This is a genomic window from Nocardia crassostreae (genome assembly GCF_001613405.1).
In the GTDB taxonomy this organism is placed as follows: Bacteria; Actinomycetota; Actinomycetes; order Mycobacteriales; family Mycobacteriaceae; genus Nocardia; species Nocardia crassostreae.
Genome location: NZ_BDCH01000017.1, coordinates 391,247 through 412,729, shown reverse-complemented (window position 1 = coordinate 412,729; position 21,483 = coordinate 391,247). Strand labels below are relative to the sequence as shown.

Sequence of the window (21,483 nt, the reverse complement as noted above, 5' to 3'; positions counted from 1 at the left end):
GTGCGGATGCGAGACGGGTGTGCGGCCGGGGCGTGTCGGCGCAGGTGGGGTCGGAGGGCGTGCGTTAATGGGCGGCATGGTCGTGCGCTGGGTGTCGGCCGGGGTGGCGGTGCTGGTCGCGGTGGTGATGGGGCTGTTCACGTATGTGATCGCCACCGCGCGCATTCCCGCCGCAATGGTCGGTCTGTCGTTCGCGGTGAGCAATTACGGGTTCTTCCTGATACCGCTGGGGTTGTTCGGCGTCGGATTGTCGGCGCTGCTGGCCCAGCGGCGCATGCACGGTGCGCTGCGGCTGGTCGGGGCGGTGACCGCGGCGGTGTGCCTGGTGGGCGTGGTGGCGGCCGGGTTCCCGCTGGTGGCGTCGTGGCGGACGGCCGATCGGTACGACGCGAAGCTCTCGGTGCTGGATTACCTGACCGACGGGTCCAATCGGGGGCGGCCGGTCGATTCGCTGAGCACGATCTACAACACCATCGACGGCACGCCCTTGCTGCTGGACGCCAAGGTGCCCATGGGCGGCCCGTCGGGACCGCGGCCCGCCGTGGTGTGGGTACACGGTGGCGGCTGGGCGCACGGCGATCGCGGGGAAGCGCCGAAATGGCATAAATGGTTGAACGACAAGGGATATGCGGTCTTCTCCATCGAATACCGGATGTCCCCGCCGCCGCGCTGGGATCAGGCGCCCGCCGATGTGAAATGCGCGATCGGCTGGGTGAAACAGCATGCCCTGGAATACACGATCGATCCGGAGCGGGTCATGGTCGCCGGTGGTTCGGCGGGCGGCAATCTCGCGCTCATGGCCGCCTACGCCGAGCCCATCGCGCCGAGCTGCGCGGTGACCGATACCTCGGTGCGCGCCGTCGCCGCCTTCTACCCGCCCACCGATCTCGCCGCCGGATGGCGAAATCCCCGTCTGCTACCTGATATTCGCGATCTGGTCGAGGACTACACCGGTGGCACCCCCGACCGCGCGCCCAGCCACTACGCGGCGGCCTCACCGATCAACTACGTCCGCCCGGGCCTGCCGCCCACGCTCGTCATGCACGGCACCCGCGACCATGTGGTCCCCTACGGCGAATCGGTGGCCTTCATCGATCGCCTCGACGACGCGGGTGTGCCCAATCAGCTGCTGCCGATTCCGTACGGCGAGCACGCCTACGACTTCACCTGGGGCGATTGGGGTACGCAGACGTCGCGGCGGGTGTTCGCGGACTTCCTGGACGAGCACTTCCCGGCTCGGTGAGCGCCGCCTCCAGACCGGAGAAGTCGCGCAGCACAACGTGATTGCGTGAGGCGAAGCTGCCCAGCGCATGATCGGGGTACATGCCCAGGAACTGGCGGCGGGTGCGGGTGCTCCAGCCGCGCGCCGACTCCGAGCGCGTCTTGTAGAAGTTGGCCATATAGCCGCCCTCGTAGAGGCGCAGGCGCATATAGCCGCCGGGATACTCCTTGACCGCCGCCACCTCGAGGAATTCGACGGCAATGCCGGAATCGGGGCGGCCCAGGCGATTTCGATGCGTATGACCGCAGTGATGCAGGAACACCCCGGGCGCGGCGCGGTAGAGCTCGTGCAGTGCGGCGGAGTTCGAGCGATCCAGCACGAATCCGGGTCCGCCCGGATTGCTCACGGCCGCACAGGAAGTCACCGGGTGGTGACCGAAGACCAGGGTGGGCTGCCCGGGATCGGCCCGCAGCAGCTCGCGCAGATGATCCAGTTGCGGCCGCACGATCGTCCCGTCCGCACCGCGCAGCCGAGTGGTGTCGAGGCCGATAATGCGCAATCCGCCGATTCGGTGCTCGGCCAGCTGCTGCCGCGGATGGAAGACCGAACCCCACGGATCGTCCGGATAGCGCAGCGGCGCATCGTGATTGCCGCGGCACACGAAGTAGTCGCGGCCCAGCGCGCCCCAGCGATCCAGCCGGGCGCGGACTGCCAGCGACTCTCGCAGTGATCCGCTGTCGGTCAGATCGCCCGCCACGATCAGGTGATCGGCGCCCCGGTCCGGCGCGCGCAGATCGTCGAGGAGCGCGTCGAGCATGACCTCGGGATGATCCTCGGTGTCGTGCCGCAGGCCCTGCGGCCACCCGGCCACGAAGATGCCGCTGGCCTCCTCGCCGTAGTGCACGTCATTGGCCAGCGCGATGGTGCGCAGCAGCCGCCCCGGCGGCGGTGTGAGAGTGGTGAAAACCCCCGTGGTTTCCGGTGTTCCGGCGCGCCGCGTGACCCGCGTGCGCGCCGGGACGACGCGATGGCCCGCCGAGTACGCCTCGAACCGGTAGCCGCGCCCCGGCTCCAGTCCGTGGATCTCGGCGTAGTGGAAGGCGGTCGGCCGCTCGTCCACAGACAGCGGCAGTGCGGGCGCGACGCCGTCGGCCGGGGTGATGCGCACCTCGGTATCGGCGGGCGCGGGCCGCATCCTCCCGGTCTTGTCCCGGGCCCGGGTGGTCCAGGTGAGGACCACCGAGCAATCGGTGACGGTGACCACCTCGAGGTCCGAGGCCACAATGGCGCTGCGCGCACGGCCTCGGACTGGTAAACGGTGAAGACGGACCGCGGCAGCGAGGCCCGTACCGTGACGGCCGCCGCCCCGGCGGTCACATTCGCCAGCCATGCGGTTCGAAGACGTGCGTTCTGCATGGGAACCTCCGTCGTGCCCTTTACTCGACGGTAGGTCCGATTCTTGAACGCACGGACTCCCGTGCATAACAGTTCGGCTTACCCGGCTTAACTTTCGGCGGCCTGTTTCCCCGCGAGCACCTGCTCCAGATGTTTGTCCAGTTCGGTGAGCTTCGCGGAGATCGACGCGATGGTCGCGGCCGAGCGATTGAGATTGTCGATGGCGTCCTCGAGCAGTTCGAGGCGCTGCGAGATCGACTTCATGCGATGCAGGATGGTGTCCACGCCGGTGGCGGTGGGCAGGTTCAGCAGGCCGAGCACGGCCTCCTGCGCCTCCAGGGCGGCATCGCGGGCATCCTGCGCCCGGTCGATGGCCCCGCGCGCGATGGGATTGCCGAGCACGTCGTTCAGCAGATTGGCGATCATGGGATTCTCCTGGCGGGATTCAGCTGACCGGAACCAAAGTCGTGGTGGCCCAATCGGATTCCGCCTCGATGCGGCCGAGCTCGGTCACCGGGGCCTCGTTGTACTGCCATTCGCGGGCAATGCGATGCCAATTGCCCTCGGCGCGTAGCTGTCCCAGCGCCGCCATCACCATGACAAGGGTGCGCAGCGTGACCAGCTGCTCCTGCGGCACTGATTGCTTGCGAATCAGCCCGAAGCTGTCGGAGGTGGGGACAATGGTCTGTGCCATTGCATCGTTCACCATTTCCGTTGTGATGCACAGGTTTTCGTCGGTGGTCAGCCAGCCGATCACCGCGCCGACAATGCCTGCCGCCTCCGCCACCGGTACCGAATCGGGATCCGGGATGAAGCCCGCCTCGCTCAGTGCCCGGTGCACCCCCGGGGCGTCGTCCTCGGCCATGGCGCGCTGAATCCGCAGCTGATGTTCGACCGCGTCGGCGGCCACGTATTTGTAGAGTCCGAAATCCAGGAATGCGACCCGGCCGTCGTCGCCGACCAGGAAATTGCCGGGATGCGGGTCGCCGGAGAACTGCCGGTAGCGCAGCATGCCGCCGCCGAAGAAGCGGAACAGGATCTCCGCCACGCGATTTCGGGTCTCCTGATCGGTGTCCTTGATCTCCTCGAATCCACGCCCCGGAAAGAATTCGGTGACCAGCACCCGGCGCCCGGACAGGCTCGAGACCACATCGGGTACCACGATGAACGGATGCCCGCGGTAGAGCCGGGCGGCGGCCCGCTGGTTCTGCGCCTCCAGCTCGTAGTCCAGCTCCTCTTCCACGCGATCGCGGATCTCCTCGGCCATGGCCTTCGTATCCAGTGCGGGCGCAATGATTTTCAAGCCGTGGGTGAGCAGCGCCATATTCTTGACATCGGCGCGCACCGCCTTGTCGATGCCCGGATACTGCACCTTCACGCAGACCTCGCGGCCGTCGTGCAGCCGCGCCCGGTACACCTGGCCGATGGAGGCCGAGGCCAGGGGCTTGTCCTCGAACTGTGCGAAGTGTTCCTTCAGCGTGCCGCCGAGATCCTCCTCGATCACCTTGCGCATCTTCTCGAACGATACGGTCGGCGCCGAATCCCGCAGCTGGGCAAGGGCTTTCTGGAAATCCTCGCGGATCTCGTCCGGGAAGATGCCGCCGTCCACCACCGACAGCGCCTGCCCGATCTTCATGGCCGCCCCGCGCATGGTGCCCAGGCCGTTGACCAGCGCCCGCATGGCCTCCGCCTGGCGGCGGTCCATGACGACCTTCTTCTTCTCGTCGCCGCGCCCCACCGTGGCGACCTTCGCACCAGCCTGTCGCAGCACCTGACCGGCGGCAATACGGCCGAGTGCGGCGGTGCGCACCGTGCGGGAGGTGGGGACCTTCTTGTCCATGGGATCTTTCGCCATGTTCGTCTCCATGCATCAATGAATGAGGTCTCATTCACCAAAAATCTAACAGCCGCGCGACACCCCTGTAAATAAGTGAACGAGACCTCACTCACCTAATTTTCCGGGCGGTACGCTGTCTCCGACGCCGCACCTGTCCCGAGAAAGCGCCCATGACCACCGAAGGATCGACCGCACCCGACCGCCCCAAGCGCGGCCGCCCCCCGCGCGCCGAACTGGCCGCCCAGCGCCGCCGCGAACTGATCGAGACCGCCTATGCTGTCTTCATCGACAAGGGCTACACCGCGGCGGGAGTCAACGACATCACCGATCGCCTCGGCGTGGCCACCGGCACCTTCTACCGGTACTTCGACTCCAAGCGCGACATCCTCGACCACGTCATCGATTTCGGCATCGAGAAGATGTTCGACGTGGCCCGCGAGGCCTGGGGCGACGGCCCGCCGGAGGACTTCGAAGGCTTCCTCACCCATGTCCGCGCCGTTGGCGAAGCGGTCCTGCGCGCCGTCGACGACGAACCCGGCATGATTCGCATGCTCATGTTCGAGGGCACCGCCGTGGACGCCGAACTGACCGCGCGCCTGCTGGCCGTCAACGAGGCCCTCGCCGCGGGCACCGCCGCCGCCCTCGAACTCGGCATTGCCCAGGGTTATCTCCGCAACGATATCGACACCCGCACCCTGGGCCGCGCCATCTATATGATGCTCACCCCCAGCATGGTCGACATGATGTCCGGCCCGCTCGGCCCCGAGGCCCGCGCGCACAATCTCGACGCCATCCTCGATCTGCTGCTCAACGGCCTGCGCAAACACTGAAAGGAACCGTTCACCTGATGGTGGCCGTCGGCAGGCATGCTGGAGTTCGTGGCGATGGATATCGCGCAGGCTCGGCCTGCGCCGGTGGGGTCCGATGTGGTGCGGGCGCGAGGCAGTGAGTACGCGGTGCTATTGCGCCGGGTGCGGCACGCGCGGCTGCTGGATCGACGGGTGCGGTATTACGGCGGGCTGACCGCCGTCGCCGCGGCGGCGTTCGCGGGCGGTTGGGCGGCCTTCGCGGTGATCGGGGATTCGTGGTGGCAGTTGGGAACCGCGGTATTCCTGGCCGCGGTATTCGCGCAGTTCGCATTCCTGGGGCACGATGCCGGGCATCGGCAGATCTTCCGGACGCGGCGGGCCAACTACCTGTACGGGTTGTTCGCCGGGAATCTCGCCATCGGGCTGAGCATCGGCTGGTGGACCAGCAATCACAATCGGCACCACGCCCATCCCAATACCGAGGGCGCCGATCCCGATATCTCGGGGATCCTGGCGCACTCCGGCGATCGGGCCGCGACCGGTAAAGGCTGGCGGCGGTTCATCTTCCGGTATCAATCCTGGTTGTTCTTCCCGATGCTCCTGCTCGAGGCGGGGAGCCTGCACTACGCGAGTGTGCGCGCGGTGCTGAGCTGGCCGCTGCGCCACCGCATCTGGGAGGGGGCGCTGTTGGCGGCGCACGCCATCGGGTACCTGTCCGCGGTGTTCCTGGTGCTGTCGCCGGGCAAGGCCCTGGTCTTCATCGCCGTGCAGCAGGGCCTGTTCGGATTCTACATGGGCTGTACCTTCGCACCCAATCACAAAGGGATGGAGGTGCTTTCGGCGGACGAGGCCACCGACTTCCTGCGCCGCCAGGTGCTCACCTCCCGCAATGTGCGCGGCGGCCGGTTCATCGATGCGGCGCTGGGCGGGTTGAACTATCAGATCGAGCAACACCTCTTCCCGGCCATGCCGCGCCCCAGCCTGCGCCGCGCGCAGCCGATCGTCGCGGAGTTCTGCGCCGAGATCGGCGTGCCGTACAGCCAGGCCGGATTGTTCGACTCCTACGCCCAGGCGTTGCGGCACCTCGATGCCGTCGGCCGGTTCGCCGGGCCGACGGCATCCGATCGGGCTGCGCACTGAGCGGATTCGTCAGCGCGCCTGGGCTTTCCGGAATTCCGAGGTGCTCAGGCCCGCGACGCCCCAGTCCTCGAGCTCGACCTCGTCGATAATGACGAAGGTCAGCCGCGGGTCCTTGTCGAGGACGTCGACGAGGACTTCGGTCATACGGGCGATGATCTCGGCCTTCTGCGCGGCGGTAGCGCCTTCACGGGTGATCTTGACATTGACGTACGGCATGGCGGGGACTCCTTCGAATGCGATGGTTTCAGCGGCGGGCGGTGACGAAGCCGCCGTCGTGGTCGAGCTGGGCGCCGGTGGTGAACTCGGCATCGGTGAGATGCAGGACGGAGGAGGCGATTTCGGCGGCCTCCGCGACCCGGTTCAGGACCGCCAGGGCGCCCAGCTCGTCCACATCGGCGCTGTGCAGCGGGGTGCGCACAATGCCGGGCGCGACCTCGTTCACCCGAATGCCGTACGCCGCGAGCTCGGCCGAGAGCGAGACGGTAAGTGCGCGGACGCCGCCCTTGGACGCCATGGCCGCACTCGCCGGGAATCCGGCAATGGAGTGCGACAGCAGCACGGTGGTGATATTGACGATGGCGCCGCCTGCGCCCTGCTGGATCATCCGGCGCGCGACGGCCTGGGTGACCAGATAGGTGCCGCGCAGATTGCCCTGCAGGAACCCGTCGAGCTGATCCGGGGTGACCTCGGTGAACGGGGTCGAGCCGAAGGTCCCCGCATTGTTGACCAGGATGTCGACCGAGCCGAACGCCTCGACGGCGGTCGCCACCAGGGCCGGACCGGTGACCTCGTCGGCTAGATCGCCGACCGCGAACCGGCTGCGCCCGCCGCCGTCCAGCTGTTCGACCGCCGCCGCGAGCTTGGCTCGATCCCGGCCGCCGATCACCACATTGTCGCCGCGCGCGATGAGGGCCGCCGCGACGGCGAAGCCGATACCGCTGGAACCGCCGGTCACGATGGCGGTGCGTGAATTGCTCGTCATCTCATCCTCTTTCGTCTCCGCCGGTCTTCGGTAACCGGCGCCCTTCGAGGATCGGCCGTGAGCGCTATATAAGTCCACAACGTAAAAGTTCGCCAACCGCTAAGCTGAGCTTATGGATTTTGATGTCCGGGATCTGGAGCTGCTCGACGCGCTGGCGACCGGCGGCACCCTGCAACAGGCGGCCGACCGGCTCTATGTCAGCCAGCCCGCGCTCAGTCAGCGGCTGCTCAAGATGGAAGAGCGGCTCGGCACCCCGCTGTTCGATCGGGTGGGGCGGCGACTGGTGCCCAATCTGGCCGGAAAACGGTTGCTGCCGAGAGCTTCTCGCATTCTCGCCGATCTGGGCGCCGCGGAGCAGGAGGTGCGTGAGGTCGCCCGCTACGGCGATCGCACCATCCGCCTCGCCACCCAGTGCGCGACCACCTTCTCCTGGCTCACCCCGGTCATGCGCGAACTGCGAATCAATCGCCCCGACAGCCTGATTCGCGTGCAGAACATCGGCGACGAGGATCCCGTCGACGCCCTGCTCGCGCAGCGCATCGATGTGGCCGTGGTGACCAAACTGCACTCCACCGCCGACCAGGTCCGCCTCACCCATCTCATGGACGACGACATGCTGGCGGTGGTCGCCCCGACCCATCCCTGGGCCACCCGGGATCACGTCACCGGCCCCGATTTCGCCACCGAGAACCTGATCCTCTACGACACCTACGACCCGAGCCGCCCCAACCCGACCCAGCCGCCGCTGCCGCCCGGCGCCCACCCGGCCCGCCTGACCCTGATCCCCATCCTCACCGAACTGTTCATCGAATTGATCGTCGCCGGTGAGGGTGTCGGCGTCCTCCCGTCCTGGGTGGCCGCGCCCTTCGTGGCGCGCGGCGAGATCGCCACGGTGCGCATCGGCCCCGGGGGTGATACCAGGCCCTGGTACGCGGGCGTGCGCTCCGATGACGATCGCCCGCATATCCAGGATTTCGTGACCCTCATCCGATCGCATTTCACTGCCGCGCCGGAGGAAGCGGCGTCCCGTTGAGGGATACCGCTCATGCGCCTGTCGAGTGCTGGCGCGCATCGGGGACGATGACGACCTTGCCTGTCACCGTGCTGGATTCGGCGAGTTCCAGGGCGCGGGCGGCCTCGGAGAGGGGTATGCGGGCAGCGACCACGGCGCGCAGGGTGCCGGTGGCGGCGAGGCCGAAGACCTCGGTGAGGTCCGCGGCGAGGCGGTTGCGGAAGCGGGTGAGATTGCGCTTGCCGGACCACAGGTTGTAGAAGTGGGCACTGCGCTTGTTGGGCAGTGCGTTCCACAGCAGCAGGCGGGCGACGAGCTTCAGGACGGGGAGCTGGGAATTGCCCTCCTCGTTCTTGGTGGCGGCGGTGCCGTAGGACACCAGGGCGCCGCCGGGGGCGAGCAGGCGCCAGGAGTCGACGATGCCCGGACCGCCGATGTGGTCGAAGACGGCGGCCACGCCCTCGGGGGCGAGCTCTCGAACCTGTTGTGTCACATCACCGCGGTAGTCGATCTAGGTGGCGCCCAACTGGGCCACGGCTTCGGCATTGCGGGCCGAGGCGGTGCCGATGACGTGAATTCCATTGGCCCGGGCCAACTGCACCAGGGTGGAACCGACGCCGCCATTGGCCCCGTGCACCAGGATGGTCTGGCCGGGCCGGACCTTGGTGTGCCGGAAGAGCATCTGGTAGGCCGTGATTCCGTTGACCACGAAGGTTTCCGCCTCGGCCGGGTCGAGCGCCTCGGGCACCCGGACCAGGTCGGCGGCGTCCAGCAGTACGTGGCTGCTCCAGCCGCCGATCTTGGTCAGCGCGGCGACGCGGCGGCCCACCAGATTCGGGTCGGCCTGGTCGCCGACGGCGATGACGGTGCCGACCAGGTCGTAGCCGGGCACGAAGGGGAAGGCGGGCTGGTCGTAGTACTTGCCGCGGCGCATCTGCTGCTCGGCGAAGGAGACGCCGGACGCGTCGACCCGCACCAGCGCCTGATGCGCTGTGGGAGCGGGCACTTCGCGCTCGGTCACGAGCAGGCCGTGCGGTTCGACCTTGCCGGGGAGCACGATCTCGGTGGCGTGGGTGATGGTCGGAGTGGTCATTGTTCTTCCCTTCCTGATGGTGAGTGATTGGTCAGTCACTCTATGGCTCGAAATAATGCCCCGGGACGGGGCATCGTTCGAAATCTCTAGCGGGGCTTCGGATGTCGAATGCCCGCGGTGACGATGGTGGCCCAGTCGTTGGTATTGCCGTCGAGTTGCAGGGTGGTGATGAGGTGGCACAGCTGGCCCCAGGCGATGAAGCGCTGGACCTCCGCGTCCGGGGCGCCGGAGCGCCGCTTCACGAAGCCGGTGACGCGGGCCAGGCCATTGCGCATGGCCTCGCCGACCTCCGGAATATCGGCGACCGAGAGGGCGTGCACCTGGATCATGAGCAGGTTCTTGTCGGCAATGAGCTCGGTATAGGCCCCGCCCATTTCCCAGAGCAGCTGCTCGGGATCGTCTCCGGCGCGGGTGGCACCGGTCGACATGGCGCGCTCGATCTGTTCGAAGGTGCGCTCGAGGGCGGCGACGAACAGGGCGACCTTGCCGGGGAACAGCTTGAAGACATAGGCGGAGGAGATGCCCGCGGTCGCCGCCACATTGGTGATCGGCGTGCCGTGGTACCCGGTGCGGGCGAACTCGACGATGGCCGCGTCCACGACGGCATCTCGGCGAACGTCCGATCGGGAGAGGCTGGCTCTGGGCTTTGTCATGTGAGTGACTATACACTCACTCTTTCCGGATTGTCCAGAGGGCCGCGAGAATCCCGTGCCGTGGATACCGTGGAGAGGCGATACGGCTCGGCAGATCCGAAGTGTGGAGGTTGCGTGAATTCCCTGGTCTCGGCGACTGATTCGTCCAAGAAGGCCCTGGTCGGCGTGCGCGTCTTCGATGGGTCGGGTATCACCGGGCCGACGACCGTGGTCATCGACGGGCCGGTCGTCGGCAGCGATGCCGAGGGCGCGGAACGGATCGACGCGCAGGGTGCGCTACTGCTGCCCGGTTTCATCGACGCCCACATTCATCTGCACGGTCCGGAATCGCTGGACCAGCTGGCCGCCTACGGCGTCACGACCGGATTGGATATGACGACCTGGCCGGTCGAGAAGCTGGCCGCGCTGCGGAATGTGCGCGTCGCCAGCGATATTCGCAGCGCGGGCGTGCCGGTGATCGGCGGCGGTGGGGTGCACGCCCAGCTGCCCGGATTGGCCGCCGACGCCGTCATCACCGGACCCGAGCAGGCCGATCGCATGGTGGCCGAGCGCGCGGCGGCGGGCTCGGATTACGTGAAGCTGGTGCTGGAAGCGCCCGGCCAGGGTGGTCCGGAGCCGGAGTCCGCCGCGGCCGTGGTGGCGGCCGCGCACGCCCGCGATCTGCGGGTCATCGCGCACGCGACCGCGATCAGCGCCTACGCGCTGGCCGCACAGATCGGCGTGGATGTCGTCACGCATGTGCCGCTGGACGGCGTGGTCCCCGCCGAAGTGATACGGCTGCTCGCCGACCGCGGCCTCACCGTCGTCCCGACCCTGGTCATGATGGAGGGCATTGCGGCGGCGGTCGGCGCGCCCGAAGCCTTCGACGGCTGTCTCGCCACGGTGCGCGCCTTGCACGAAGCGGGCGTGCCCGTCCTGGCGGGCACCGATGCCAATGCCCAACCCGGCGTTCTGTTCCAGCCGCCCCACGGCGCCGCTATCCACCGCGAACTCGAACTCCTGGTCGCCGCGGGCCTGACACCGGCCGAGGCGCTGCGCGCCGCGACCCTACTGCCCGCCGAGCACTTCGGCCTGCCCGACCGGGGCCTGATCGAACCCGGGCTGCGCGCCGACCTGGTCCTCCTCGACGGCGACCCCCTGACCGACATCCGCGCCACCCGCCGGATCACTCGAGTCTGGTGCGAGGGCGTCGAACACGATGTGGCGAAACCCGAGAACTGACAACGCCTCTCGTACAGCGTCGTGCCCCGCTGCCGTCAGGCAGCGGGGCACGGGATTCCAGAGCTACTGGAGCGCCTTTTCCGCGCCGCGGTTCAGCGGGACCGGGGCGGTATTGCCCGCGGTGGAGCGGTCGATGCCCTTGGCGGCCGGGTTGGCTTGCACCAGTTGGTCCTTGCGGTCGAAGAGGACCTTGGTCAGGACGCAGGCCAGGTTGGTGTCGATATTGTCGCGGACCAGCAGGACATTGGGGACCACGATGGATTTCACATCGGCGGGCAGTCCGTAGGTGGCGGCCGGGATGACGCCCTGCTCGTAGACCGGATTGACCGTGCGCATCTTGTCGAGCAGATCCGTGATATCGAGGAACTTCACCGAATCCTTCGCGGTGGTGAACAGGTCGGTAATGCCGGGGGTGGGCAGGCCGCCCGACCAGAACATGGCGTCGACCGAGCCGTCCTTCATGCCTTCGACGGTCTTGGTCAGATCCAGGCGCTGGGCGGAGATATCCGAATTCGGGTTCAGGCCCGCGGCCTGCAGCAGGCGGTTGGCAATGACCTCGGTGCCGGACTTGGGCGATCCGGTGGACACCCGCTTACCCCGCATATCGGCAATGGAGTTGATATTGGCGCCGGTGCGCACGATCACCTGGGTGTAGTTGGTGTAGATGCGCGAGATCGCCTGGACCGGTTGCTTTTCCTTGAAGGTGTCACCGGTGCAGAGCACGGCGTCGGCGGCGGAATCGGCGAGCGAGAACGCCACCTGGTACTGGCCCTGCACGAGCTGCTGGATGTTCTGCACCGAGGCGCCGGTCTCGGCGGCGGTGGCCTTCACCTTGCCGCCGGTGGCCGCCGAGATCTGCTCGGCGTAGGCATTGCCGAGCGCGTAGTACACGCCCGTGGCATTGCCCGTGGCAATGCTGACCCGCGTCTCCTGCGTCACCTCGCAGGTGATCTCCCCGCCGGTATCGGCCGCCGGGGTGTCCTGCCGGCCACCGCATCCGGTGAGCAGCGCGGCCGTGACCGCCGCCGCCACCGCGATCGTCGCGAATCTGATCATGATTTCCCCTCGTGTGAGACCGGCTTCGAAAGAGCTTGTGCCGGGGCCGGTTCCCGACGGTGACTTGTGAAGCTGGTGAGCGCCCAGGCCGCGGCCAGCAGCGCCGCACCGATGCCGAGCGTGACGAAGTTCGGATACAGCAGCACAATGCCCGCCAGCGCCGCGAGAATCCGGGCCGCGCGCCCGGCCCCGCCCGCCCCGAGGATCCAGCCGCCGGTGGCCATGGCCAGCGCCGCCACCGCGAGCGCGACCATCAGGCTGGTCGTCACGATCTCGATGATCGGCCCGCGGCCGAGCAGCCGCTCACCGGAGTCGGTGAGCACGAAGACCAGTGGAACCAGGAAGGCGGGCAAGGCATATCGCAGGGTCTGCCACATGGTCGGCAGGGGCCGCGCGCCGGTGACGGCCGCCGCGCCGACGGCCGCGAGGGCGGTCGGCGGGGTCACCTCGGAGAGCACCGAATAGTAGAAGACGAACATGGCGGTCGCGGGCGCCGAGACCCCCAGCGTCAGCAGCGCCGGGCCGATGATCACCCAGCCGATGACGAACGACGCCGTCACCGGAATGGCCAGCCCCAGCAGCGCCAGGGCGATGGCGGCCAGCGCCACCGTGGCCGCCAGCACCACGGTCGCATTGTCCGACAGCGCCGACGCCGTCCGCACCAGCACCGCCGCCAGCTGCGCGCCCAGCCCGGTCTTGGTGGTCATGGAGGTGATGATTCCGGCGGCCGCGCACACCGCCACCACCGGCAGGGCCGAGCGAATGCCCGACGACAGCGAGGACAGGCTGCCCGTCACGAACTCGCGCACCGCCGCGCGGTCGAACGAACCCTGGTGCCGCACAGCCCGATCGATGAGGGCCAGCGCCAGGGCGAGCGCCGTCGCATAGGCGACCGCCTTGGTGGCGCCGACTCCGATCAACAGTAGCACGATAATGGCGAGCAGCGACAGGAAGTGATATCCGAAGCGTGCCAGCAGCTTCCACGCCGGTATCGGCGTTTCCGCCGCTTCGCCGTCGGCGGGAGCCGCGCCCTGCGAATGGAACCGCCGCGCATCGATCTCGACCGCCAGCAGGATCCCCAGGTAGTAGAGCACCGTGGGAATCGACGCCCAGACCAGCACCTGGAGATACGAAACCTCCAGGTACTCGGCCACGATGAACGCCGCGACACCCAGCGTGGGCGGCGACAGGATCGCCCCCACGCCCGCCGCGGCGAGCATGCCACCCGCCTGTTCCGGCGAGTATCCGGCCTTGCGCAGAATCGGCCAGGTCACCGCTCCCGTGCTGACGGCGGTGGCGGTCCCCGATCCGGACACGGTCCCGAGCAGGAACCCGGAGGTGACGGCGGTCCGCCCCGGAGCGCTGTTCGACCGCCGGAACGCCGCCACCGACAGGTCGACGAAAAACCGCGCCGCCCCGGAGAATTCGAGAATCGCGCCGTAGATCGTGAACAGCACGATGTAGCTGGCCGCGACGTCGAGCGGCGTCCCGTAGAACCCGCTGGCCGAGTTGTACAGCGCGTCCACGATCTGCGAGAAGTCCAGTCCCGCATGCGCCACCGACCAGTCCTGCGGTAGCAGCCCGCCGTAATACCCGTAGGCCAGGAAGATCACGCCCACCAGCGGCAGCACCCACCCCGTGGTTCGGCGGCAGGCTTCCAGCACCAGCAGCAGGACCACCGCGCCCATCCCGATATCGACGGGATCGAGCAGCCCCTGCCGATTCAGGAAGGCGTTGTAACCCCCGCCCCCCGAACCGATTTCGAACGGAAGCACCGGATACAAGCAGGCGAGGAGCGCAATGGCGGCGAGCACCCAGTCCAGCCAGACGGGCCGATCGGCCCGATCCAGCCGCCGCCACCCCGACCCGTAACTCAGGAACACCAGCGGCAGCGTGAGCCCCAGAAACAGAACCAGGTAGTACTGGCTCCCCTGCGCCAGCGGCCGGAACACCTGCCACAGCGCCAGCACCCCGATCCCGAACGCCCACACCGCAACACAGCGATTCGCCCACCCGCTCAACCGCCGCGAGGGCCGTTCCTCGTCGTCAACCCCGAGCTCGGCCGGCGTAGCCAGACCCGTACTGGCACCTTGCGCAGCCAACATGTGCGAGACGATATAACGCTCAGTTTGTTTCTGCAGACGAACTACGCCCCCATTTCCGGGTTACGCCGCCCCGCCGTGCGGCCGATCCAGCATCCCCCGCGCCCGCGTCAACACCTGCACCGGATCGAAGGCGTCGGCATGCCACAGATCGGTGGCCACCGTGACCCGACTGCGCCACGCCCGCACAATCTCGGTATGCACCGGCCACCGCACGAACCGCCGCATATCCCGCTCGGTCTCCCAGACCGTGATGGACCCACCCCGGAACTCCGCGGGCCGCCCCCACAACCACAGCCCCACGGCCCCCTGCATGACAGGCCAGGTCCGGACCAACTCCGTGCCGAGTTCATAGATTTGGCGGACACCGCTCTCGGAACCGGTCTGGAAGTCCGTCACGCTGACGCAGACCTGCCCCGAGATGTCGTGCCGCGGACCGGGCTGCCACGGCAGGAGCACGGTGCCGTCGGCGAAGGCGGGGACGGAATCAATCGTACGCATGGGCATACCGTATGCGTCAGTGTACGATTAGGCAATGGTGGTGGGCTCCTCGTCAGGGTTCGTCGCCACCGCCCACGAGGGATTCGGCGGTGCGAGCTGCGGCCTGCTGCAGGGTGAAGCTGCGGCCGAGTGTGAGGGTGGAGAGGTCGATGCCCAGGGTCTTGACGATCAGGGCGCCGAATTCGACCCCCATGAGGGAATCGACGCCCAGGTCGGGCAGGCGGGTGGTGCGGTCGATGGAGCCGGATTCCACGCCCAGCACCGTCGCCAGCTGTTCGGCGAGCAGCCCGGCGACGAAGTCGGTGCGCTGCTGTTCGTCCAGTTCCCGCAGTGCCGAGCGGAGTTTGGCGGCGGCCGAGTCATTGTCGGCCGCCGCCGCGATGAGGGGCCGGACGCGGCCCACCAGTTTGAAGTGCGGGATGGCAGCCGCGACCCGTCCCCAGTCCGTGGCGGTAATGGCCACGTGGTGCTGGACATCGAGTTCGAGAGCCCGCTCCAGATACTCGGTGGCCTCGTCCATATCGATGGGATCGAAACCGGTGGTGCGCAGGTACTGGGTCACGCGATCGTCGGCCTCGGCCATGCAGCCGCCCGCCATATGGCCCCACCCGACCGCGAGCGCCTTGCCGCCGGGCGCGAGGCCGAGGCGGTCGCGCGCCGTCTGATCGGCAATGGCCTGTAGTGCGAGATTGGCCGCGGTGTACGAGTATTGGCCGACACTGCCGAAGGTGGCGGCGATCGAGGAGAACAGGACGAACATGTCCAGCTCGGCCCCGGTCGCGGCGAGAGCCCGTCGCAGGGCCCGGGCTCCCTCGACCTTCGGCCGGTAGACCGCGGCCAGGCTGTCCCGCTCCAGCGCCGCGATGCGTTGATCATCGACGATTCCCGCGGTGTGGAATACGCCGCGCAGTGGGTGATCGACGCCGTGCGCCCGCGCCAGTGCCGCGGTCACGGCGTCGACGTCGGTGACATCCACTCGCTCCGTGGTGATTTCGATGCCCTGCCGCTCCCAGGCCGCGAGCTGGTTCCGGCTCGCCTCGGTGCTCGCCCCGGCGCGTCCGAGCAGGACGAGGTGGCGAGCGCCCGAGCCGACCAACCGGCGGCCGATCGCCAGGCCGAACGCGCCGAAACCGCCGGTGATCAGATACCGAGCAGCCGGATCCACGGGGAGCGGCGGCGTGTGCGGCCGCACCGCCGGTGCGACGGCCTCGAGACTCAGCGCGATCCGCCCGATCCGATCCGGCTCCGCGGCATCTTCGAATGCCTGTGCCACGGTGTCGGTTTCGTAGAGGTCGACGGGCAGTGGCCGGTACTGCCCGGCGGCGAGCGCGGTCTCCGCGCGCCGCAGCAGGTCGACGGTATCGGCGCGGCGCACCCGCAGCATGCGGTCCAGATCGAAGGACCGGTAGGAGATGTTCCTGTCGAAGGACCCCATATCCAGGACACCGCCCCGGTCGCCCGCCTTCCCGATCCGCACGATGCGGCCGAATTCGGCCGCCGCCAGGCAACTCCGGTGCAGGACCTCGCCGTGCATGGCGCCGAGCACGATATCGGCGCCGCGCTCCTCGGTCAGGCGGAGCACATCGTCGGCGAAATCGAGCGAGCTCGAGTTCAGGGCGTGGTCGGCGCCGTCGGACAGCACGCTCGCGCGCAACTCGTCGGTACCCGCGGTCCCGATGACCTCGGCCCCGTGCAGTTTCGCAATCCGGACCGCCGCGGCGCCGGGGCCGCCCGCCGCATCGTGCACCAGGACCACATCGCCCGCGCGCAGGCGAGCCAGCTCCAGCAGCGCGTATTCGGCAATGGCGAAGGACATTACGCTCACGCAGTGGCCGGGCCGGGTGACGAGGGCGCGGTCGGTGGTGTGGAAGCGGCTGATCCCGCCCCGCGCGAACAGCATCACCCGATCGCCGACGGCCAGATCGACCACCTCCGAACCGATCCGGACCACGGTCGCATCACCGGCCATACCGGGGAGGATTCGGTCCGGCTCCGTGTCCGCCGCGCCGATGACCTCGAGCGGATTCCGGTCGCCGAGCCCGATCGCCCGCATCCGGACCTCGACCTCCGACGGTCCGGGCCGCCGCCGCTCGCAGCGCCGCCAGCCCAGTCGCGCGAGCAGGCGCGATCCGGGAGCCTCGAGGGTGTAGTTCGCCTCCGAATCCATCAGCGGCACAGCCTGATCGAGCGCTTCGAGACGGTCCGGCAGACTTGCGGTGAACACGGTGGACCAGCGCTCGCCGGAGCGCAGGATCACTTCATCGGTGTAGTCGTAGGTGAAGGCGCCCGGAACGGCGAGTTCGGCGGCGAGTTCGGCCGTGTCCACCTCGGATTCGACATCCACCAGGCGCCAGCGCAGGCGCAGTTGATCGTTCAGCAGCACCCGGCGCGCACCGGCGAGCGCGGTGTGCGCCGGATTCGGCGCGGTGGCCTCGCCGGGATGGGCGTAGGCGTGTTCCGTGACCAGGGTGACATGCATGGAACCGTCGCCGATCATGGGGATTTCGGCGCCGCGCCGTTCGAGCCACGCGTCGAGGAATTCGTCGAAGGCCACTGCCAGTCGGCGCAGTGCCCACAGGCCGTCCAGATCGTCGTAGTCGTTCCCGGCGACCAGCACGACGTGCAGTCGTTCCGCGTCCTCGAGACCTGTGATGGCCCAGAGCCGTTCGTGTACAATCGTTTCCAAGTCCTCGCGGCCGGGATCACCGACCGCGAGGACCTCGCTGCGCGCTGAGCCCGCCGCAATGCGCGCGGCGAGACGACCCGGCTCGGAGCAGAAGTCGACGATGAACGTGAATCCGGATTCGGCGGCGGGCAGTGCGGTGCGATCGACCGGTGCCCGCCGTTCCCACCGGTCCTCGTAGAAGTAGTCGGTCATCCGTTGCAGCGCACCGCGACCCGGCACGATCGCGCCGAGGCGCAGGCCGATCACCCGCACCACCACGTTCTGCTCGGCATCGAGCAGGTCGACATCGGCGATGAGCCCCGTAGCGTCGGTGAAGCGGGCCAGGACCGTCACCTCGTCGGGGAGCGCGCCGAAGACCCGCACCCCGGCCACGGCCACCGGGGCCAGCGCCTCCCTGCTCGTTCCGGCGGTATCCGAGAGCAGCGCCGCGAGGCTCTGCAGGGCGGCATCCAGCACGCGGGGGTCCACGAGATGCCCGGAATCCCGCGCGCCGGTCGCGTCCAGGGTGGCGAGCACGGTCGATTCCGATACCCGCAAGCCGGTGGCGAGCCGGAAGGCCGGGCCGTAGTCGAGTCCGCGTGCCGCGAACCCGGCGTAGAACGCCACCGGGTCGACGGTACGCAGCTCGTCGGGCTCGGGCAGTTTCACCGTGGCTGGCTCGAAGTCGCCCGCGACGAGCCGCCCGGTGGCATGGGTGGTCCACAGTTCACCGTCGGCATCGCGGGCGCGGATGGTGAATCGCCCGGTCGACTCCTCGACATGCAGCTCCATGACGGGGGCCGCACCGTCCTCGATGACGATCGGCGCGATGAACCGCACGTCCGCCACCGACACCCGCCCCGATGCGGTGCGCAGGGCCGCGGCACTGAGCGCGGCGTCGAGGTAGGCCGCGCCCGGCAGCATGCGAGCGCCCCCGACGACGTGGTCGGCCAGCCACGGCATGGCGCCCACGCTGAGCCGGGTCTGCCAGGTACCGGCCGGGAGCTCCGGATCCAGATCGCCGAGCATCGGGTACCCGCCCGGCGTGCCGAATTTGAGCCGCGCCACGATGGGCGCCTGACTGCGCAGATGCGTGCGCTGCCACGGATAGCGCGGCAGGTCGATATGCGGGGTCACCAGACCGTCGAACAAGGCGTCGACATCGAGCGCGCCCCCGGTGTACAGCCCGGCGATCGTCTGCCGCAGACTGTCGGAATCGGCCTGTTTACGACTCAGCGTGGCGACCGATGTCCCGGATTCGCCCGCGCGGATGAGGGTTTCGCGAATGCTCGCGCCCAGTACGGCATGCGGCCCGACCTCGAGGAAGACGCGGTGGCCCGCGCCGATCATGGCGGTGACGGCATCGTGGAAGCGCACCGTGTGCCGGACATTGGCGCACCAGTACCCGGCATCCCAGTCGGCTCCGGTGACGCGCTCGCCGGTGACCGTCGACCACAGCGGAATCGCCGGATCCGCGACCCGCAGCCCGGCCAGCGCGGTGTGCAACTCGTCGAGGATCGGTTCCATGAGGTGACTGTGATAGGGCACCTCGACGTGCAGTTGCTTGGCGAAAACGCCTTGTTCGGTGAGTGTTTCGGCGATCTCCCGCAATCGCGTCACCGCGCCCGCCAAGGTGACGACGCCAGCGCTGTTGACGGCGGCGATATCGACCCGCTCGTCCTCGGCAATGAGCTCCCGGGCGGCGTGCGGCGACAGCGCGACCGCCAGCATGCCGCCGGTGCCCGCCACGGTGGCCTGCAATCGGGCGCGGTGATAGCTGACCAGCAGCGCGTCGCGCAGCGACAGCATGCCCGCGACATAGGCCGCCGATACCTCGCCGACGCTGTGGCCCACCACCGCCGCGGGGCGGATGCCGAGTTCGCCGAGCGTGGCGAACAGCGCGACCTGCACCAGGAAGTTGGCGGGCTGTGCGACCGCGGTCGTCGTGACCCGCGACTCGGCCTCGGGCCGCAGCAGTTCGGCGACAATGGACCAGCCCGCGATCTCGATGAACTCCGCGTCGATGCGCGCGGCCTCCGCGGCGAAGGTTCCACTCGCCGTGAGGAGTTCGCGGCCCATGGCCCACCACTGCGGTCCCATGCCCGTGAATACGAAGACCGGATCGGTGTGCTCGCTCGTCGCCACGTTGGTCGCGCGACGGCCGGTGCCGACCGCGAAATCCCGTAGGGCGCGCAGCAATTCCGTATCGTCGCCGAAGATCAACCCGGCGCGGCAACGGTGGTGGCGGCGGGTCCAGGCGGCCTCGGCCAGACGTGCCGGATCGGCCCCGCCGGAGAGCAGTTCGGCATAGCCCCGCGCCACTTTCCGCGCGGCCTTTTCGTTGCGCGCCGAAATCGGGAATATCCCATAATGTTTCGGCTCCCGGACCGGGAGCGCGACCGGTGCGTGCTCCTGGAGAATGGCGTGCGCATTCGTGCCGCCGTAGCCGAACCCGTTGACCGCGATGGTCATTCGCTCGACCTCGGCTCCGACCGGTTCGGCGTCCCGCTGCAGCGTTATGCCGAGCGCGTCGAACGGGATATCCGGCGCGGGCTGTCGCAGCCAGCCCTGCGGGGGAATGATCCGCTTCGAAATCGCCAGGGCCGACTTGATGACGCTCGCTATGCCCGACGCGGCCTCGGTATGCCCGAGCTGACCCTTCTCCGATCCCACGCCCACCGGCCGGGCGCGCCCCTCGACCTGCCCGTACGCCCGCCCGATGGCCCGCAATTCGAGAGGATCGCCGATGGGCGTTCCGGTGCCGTGCGCCTCCACGTAGGTGACGTCGTGCGGTGCGATGCCCGCTCGCCGCGTAACCGACTTGGCAAGGGCTTCCTGGAGTTCGGCATTGGGGACCGTGATGGCGGTGGTGCGCCCGTCCTGATTGGATCCGGTCGCCTTGATCACGGCGTAGATCCGGTCGCCGTCGCGCTCGGCGTCGCCCAGTGGTTTGAGCACCACCATGCCCGAGCCCTCACCGCGTCCGTAGCCGTCGGCGGCGGCGTCGAACGGTTTGCTGCGCCCGTCGGCGGCGAGGAAGCCCGCCGTGCTCATGGAGATGAACGGCTCGGGCTGCATGAGCATATTGATTCCGCCCGCCAGGGCGGTCGCGCAGTCGCCGGTGTCGAGGGCCTGGCAGGCGAGATGCAGCGCGACGAGCGAGGACGAACAGGCCGTGTCCACGGTTATGGCGGGCCCGATGAGGTCGAGCGCGAACGCGATTCGATTCGACAGCATGGTGTACGAGGCGCCCGCGGCGGTGTGCATATCGACGTGCGGGAGTGCGTCGTTGGAATTGGATACCGCGAGGTGATCGAGGGTGAACGCGCCCACGTAGACGCCGATCGGGGCGCCCGCCGCCCGCCGCGCGATGCCCGCGTCGTCGAGGGCTTCCCACGCCACTTCCAGCACCAGCCGCTGCTGCGGATCCATGGCCGCCGCCTCACGCGGGGAGATACCGAAGAAGTCCGGGTCGAAGGCCCATGGATCGCCGGTCAGGAAGGCGGCGCGTTTGGTGTACATGCTTCCGGGCGTGCGTTTGTCCGGATCGTAGTAGCGGCGGTAATCCCAGCGGTCGGCGGGAATGTCGACGACCCCGTCGCGCTTGCCGATAATGAAGTCCCAGAACGATTCCGGTGAATCGATCCCGCCCGCGTAACGGCACCCGATACCGACAATGGCGATGTCAGCCAATATCTTTCCCTCACATGTTCGCGTCCGGCGCCAACACTAGGCGAGGGCCGGGAGCCGCGCCCGTTCGGTCGTACGCCGTCGAATCGGGGGTGTGGAGAGTTC

The 21,483-nt window shown here is 68.5% G+C and carries 17 protein-coding genes; 5 read left to right on the top strand and 12 right to left on the bottom strand.

All coding sequences use genetic code 11. The annotated features are described in order from the left end of the window. The first annotated feature begins 67 nt into the window (after positions 1–67). Positions 68–1,243, top strand: coding sequence for an alpha/beta hydrolase (locus tag NC4_RS18365; protein ID WP_245721763.1), 1,176 nt, complete (start codon positions 68–70; stop codon positions 1,241–1,243). Here NC4_RS18365 and NC4_RS18360 read toward each other — a convergent pair. The 3 genes from NC4_RS18360 to NC4_RS18350 all read right to left on the bottom strand — a co-directional run bounded on the left by NC4_RS18360 (position 1,164) and on the right by NC4_RS18350 (position 4,472). Continuing rightward, positions 1,164–2,504, bottom strand: coding sequence for a metallophosphoesterase family protein (locus NC4_RS18360; protein ID WP_067539650.1), 1,341 nt, complete (start codon positions 2,502–2,504; stop codon positions 1,164–1,166). The genes NC4_RS18365 and NC4_RS18360 overlap by 80 nt on opposite strands. A 221-nt stretch (positions 2,505–2,725) precedes the next feature. Beyond that, positions 2,726–3,043, bottom strand: coding sequence for a hypothetical protein (locus tag NC4_RS18355; RefSeq protein ID WP_067539646.1), 318 nt, complete (start codon positions 3,041–3,043; stop codon positions 2,726–2,728). A gap of 19 nt (positions 3,044–3,062) precedes the next feature. Continuing rightward, positions 3,063–4,472, bottom strand: coding sequence for an ABC1 kinase family protein (locus tag NC4_RS18350; protein ID WP_084529362.1), 1,410 nt, complete (start codon positions 4,470–4,472; stop codon positions 3,063–3,065). Positions 4,473–4,624: 152 nt separating this feature from the next. Between NC4_RS18350 and NC4_RS18345 the strand changes: the two genes are divergently transcribed. Together NC4_RS18345 and NC4_RS18340 are read left to right on the top strand one after the other, a co-directional pair. Further along, positions 4,625–5,284, top strand: a complete 660-nt coding sequence (locus NC4_RS18345) for a TetR/AcrR family transcriptional regulator (RefSeq protein WP_067539643.1) — start codon at positions 4,625–4,627, stop codon at positions 5,282–5,284. A gap of 36 nt (positions 5,285–5,320) precedes the next feature. Further along, positions 5,321–6,403, top strand: a complete 1,083-nt coding sequence (locus NC4_RS18340; protein WP_084529310.1) for a fatty acid desaturase family protein — start codon at positions 5,321–5,323, stop codon at positions 6,401–6,403. 9 nt (positions 6,404–6,412) lie between these two features. Here NC4_RS18340 and NC4_RS18335 read toward each other — a convergent pair whose 3' ends face one another. Further along, positions 6,413–6,619 carry a tautomerase family protein gene (locus NC4_RS18335; protein ID WP_067539636.1) on the bottom strand — a complete coding sequence of 69 codons (207 nt, stop codon included), beginning with the start codon at positions 6,617–6,619 and terminating at the stop codon, positions 6,413–6,415. A 28-nt stretch (positions 6,620–6,647) separates the two neighbouring features. After that, positions 6,648–7,385, bottom strand: coding sequence for an SDR family NAD(P)-dependent oxidoreductase (locus tag NC4_RS18330; RefSeq protein WP_067539633.1), 738 nt, complete (start codon positions 7,383–7,385; stop codon positions 6,648–6,650). Positions 7,386–7,497: 112 nt separating this feature from the next. Here NC4_RS18330 and NC4_RS18325 point away from each other — a divergent pair, with 112 nt between their 5' ends. Next, positions 7,498–8,418, top strand: coding sequence for a LysR family transcriptional regulator (locus tag NC4_RS18325; RefSeq protein WP_067539630.1), 921 nt, complete (start codon positions 7,498–7,500; stop codon positions 8,416–8,418). A 10-nt stretch (positions 8,419–8,428) separates the two neighbouring features. Here the strand turns inward: NC4_RS18325 and NC4_RS42810 are convergent, their stop codons facing one another. The 3 genes from NC4_RS42810 to NC4_RS18315 form a co-directional block, all read right to left on the bottom strand. Continuing rightward, positions 8,429–8,908 (bottom strand): zinc-binding dehydrogenase, encoded by a 480-nt coding sequence (locus NC4_RS42810; RefSeq protein ID WP_305781637.1) that lies wholly within the window; start codon positions 8,906–8,908, stop codon positions 8,429–8,431. Next, on the bottom strand, positions 8,909–9,490 hold the full coding sequence (locus NC4_RS42805) for an alcohol dehydrogenase catalytic domain-containing protein (protein WP_245721761.1): 582 nt from the start codon (positions 9,488–9,490) through the stop codon (positions 8,909–8,911). It lies immediately after the preceding gene. An 86-nt stretch (positions 9,491–9,576) separates the two neighbouring features. Further along, positions 9,577–10,143 (bottom strand): TetR/AcrR family transcriptional regulator, encoded by a 567-nt coding sequence (locus NC4_RS18315; RefSeq protein ID WP_067539627.1) that lies wholly within the window; start codon positions 10,141–10,143, stop codon positions 9,577–9,579. A gap of 114 nt (positions 10,144–10,257) precedes the next feature. Between NC4_RS18315 and NC4_RS18310 the strand changes: the two genes are divergently transcribed. Continuing rightward, positions 10,258–11,364: an amidohydrolase family protein gene (locus tag NC4_RS18310; protein ID WP_245721760.1), complete on the top strand. Its 1,107-nt coding sequence runs from the start codon at positions 10,258–10,260 to the stop codon at positions 11,362–11,364. Between the two features lie 63 nt (positions 11,365–11,427). On the opposite strand, the gene NC4_RS18305 is transcribed toward NC4_RS18310, so the two are convergent. Genes NC4_RS18305 through NC4_RS18290 form a run of 4 tightly spaced genes read right to left on the bottom strand, consistent with a single transcriptional unit; the run spans position 11,428 to position 21,381 of the window. Then, complete coding sequence (locus tag NC4_RS18305) at positions 11,428–12,420, bottom strand: TAXI family TRAP transporter solute-binding subunit (protein WP_067539624.1); 993 nt, start codon at positions 12,418–12,420, stop codon at positions 11,428–11,430. Beyond that, positions 12,417–14,525 carry a TRAP transporter permease gene (locus NC4_RS18300; protein ID WP_067539622.1) on the bottom strand — a complete coding sequence of 703 codons (2,109 nt, stop codon included), beginning with the start codon at positions 14,523–14,525 and terminating at the stop codon, positions 12,417–12,419. Before NC4_RS18300 ends, NC4_RS18305 begins: the two co-directional genes overlap by 4 nt. 60 nt (positions 14,526–14,585) lie before the next feature. Continuing rightward, positions 14,586–15,023 carry a hypothetical protein gene (locus NC4_RS18295; protein ID WP_157554850.1) on the bottom strand — a complete coding sequence of 146 codons (438 nt, stop codon included), beginning with the start codon at positions 15,021–15,023 and terminating at the stop codon, positions 14,586–14,588. A 52-nt stretch (positions 15,024–15,075) separates the two neighbouring features. Continuing rightward, on the bottom strand, positions 15,076–21,381 hold the full coding sequence (locus NC4_RS18290) for a type I polyketide synthase (RefSeq protein WP_067539618.1): 6,306 nt from the start codon (positions 21,379–21,381) through the stop codon (positions 15,076–15,078). Between the last annotated feature and the right edge of the window lie 102 nt (positions 21,382–21,483).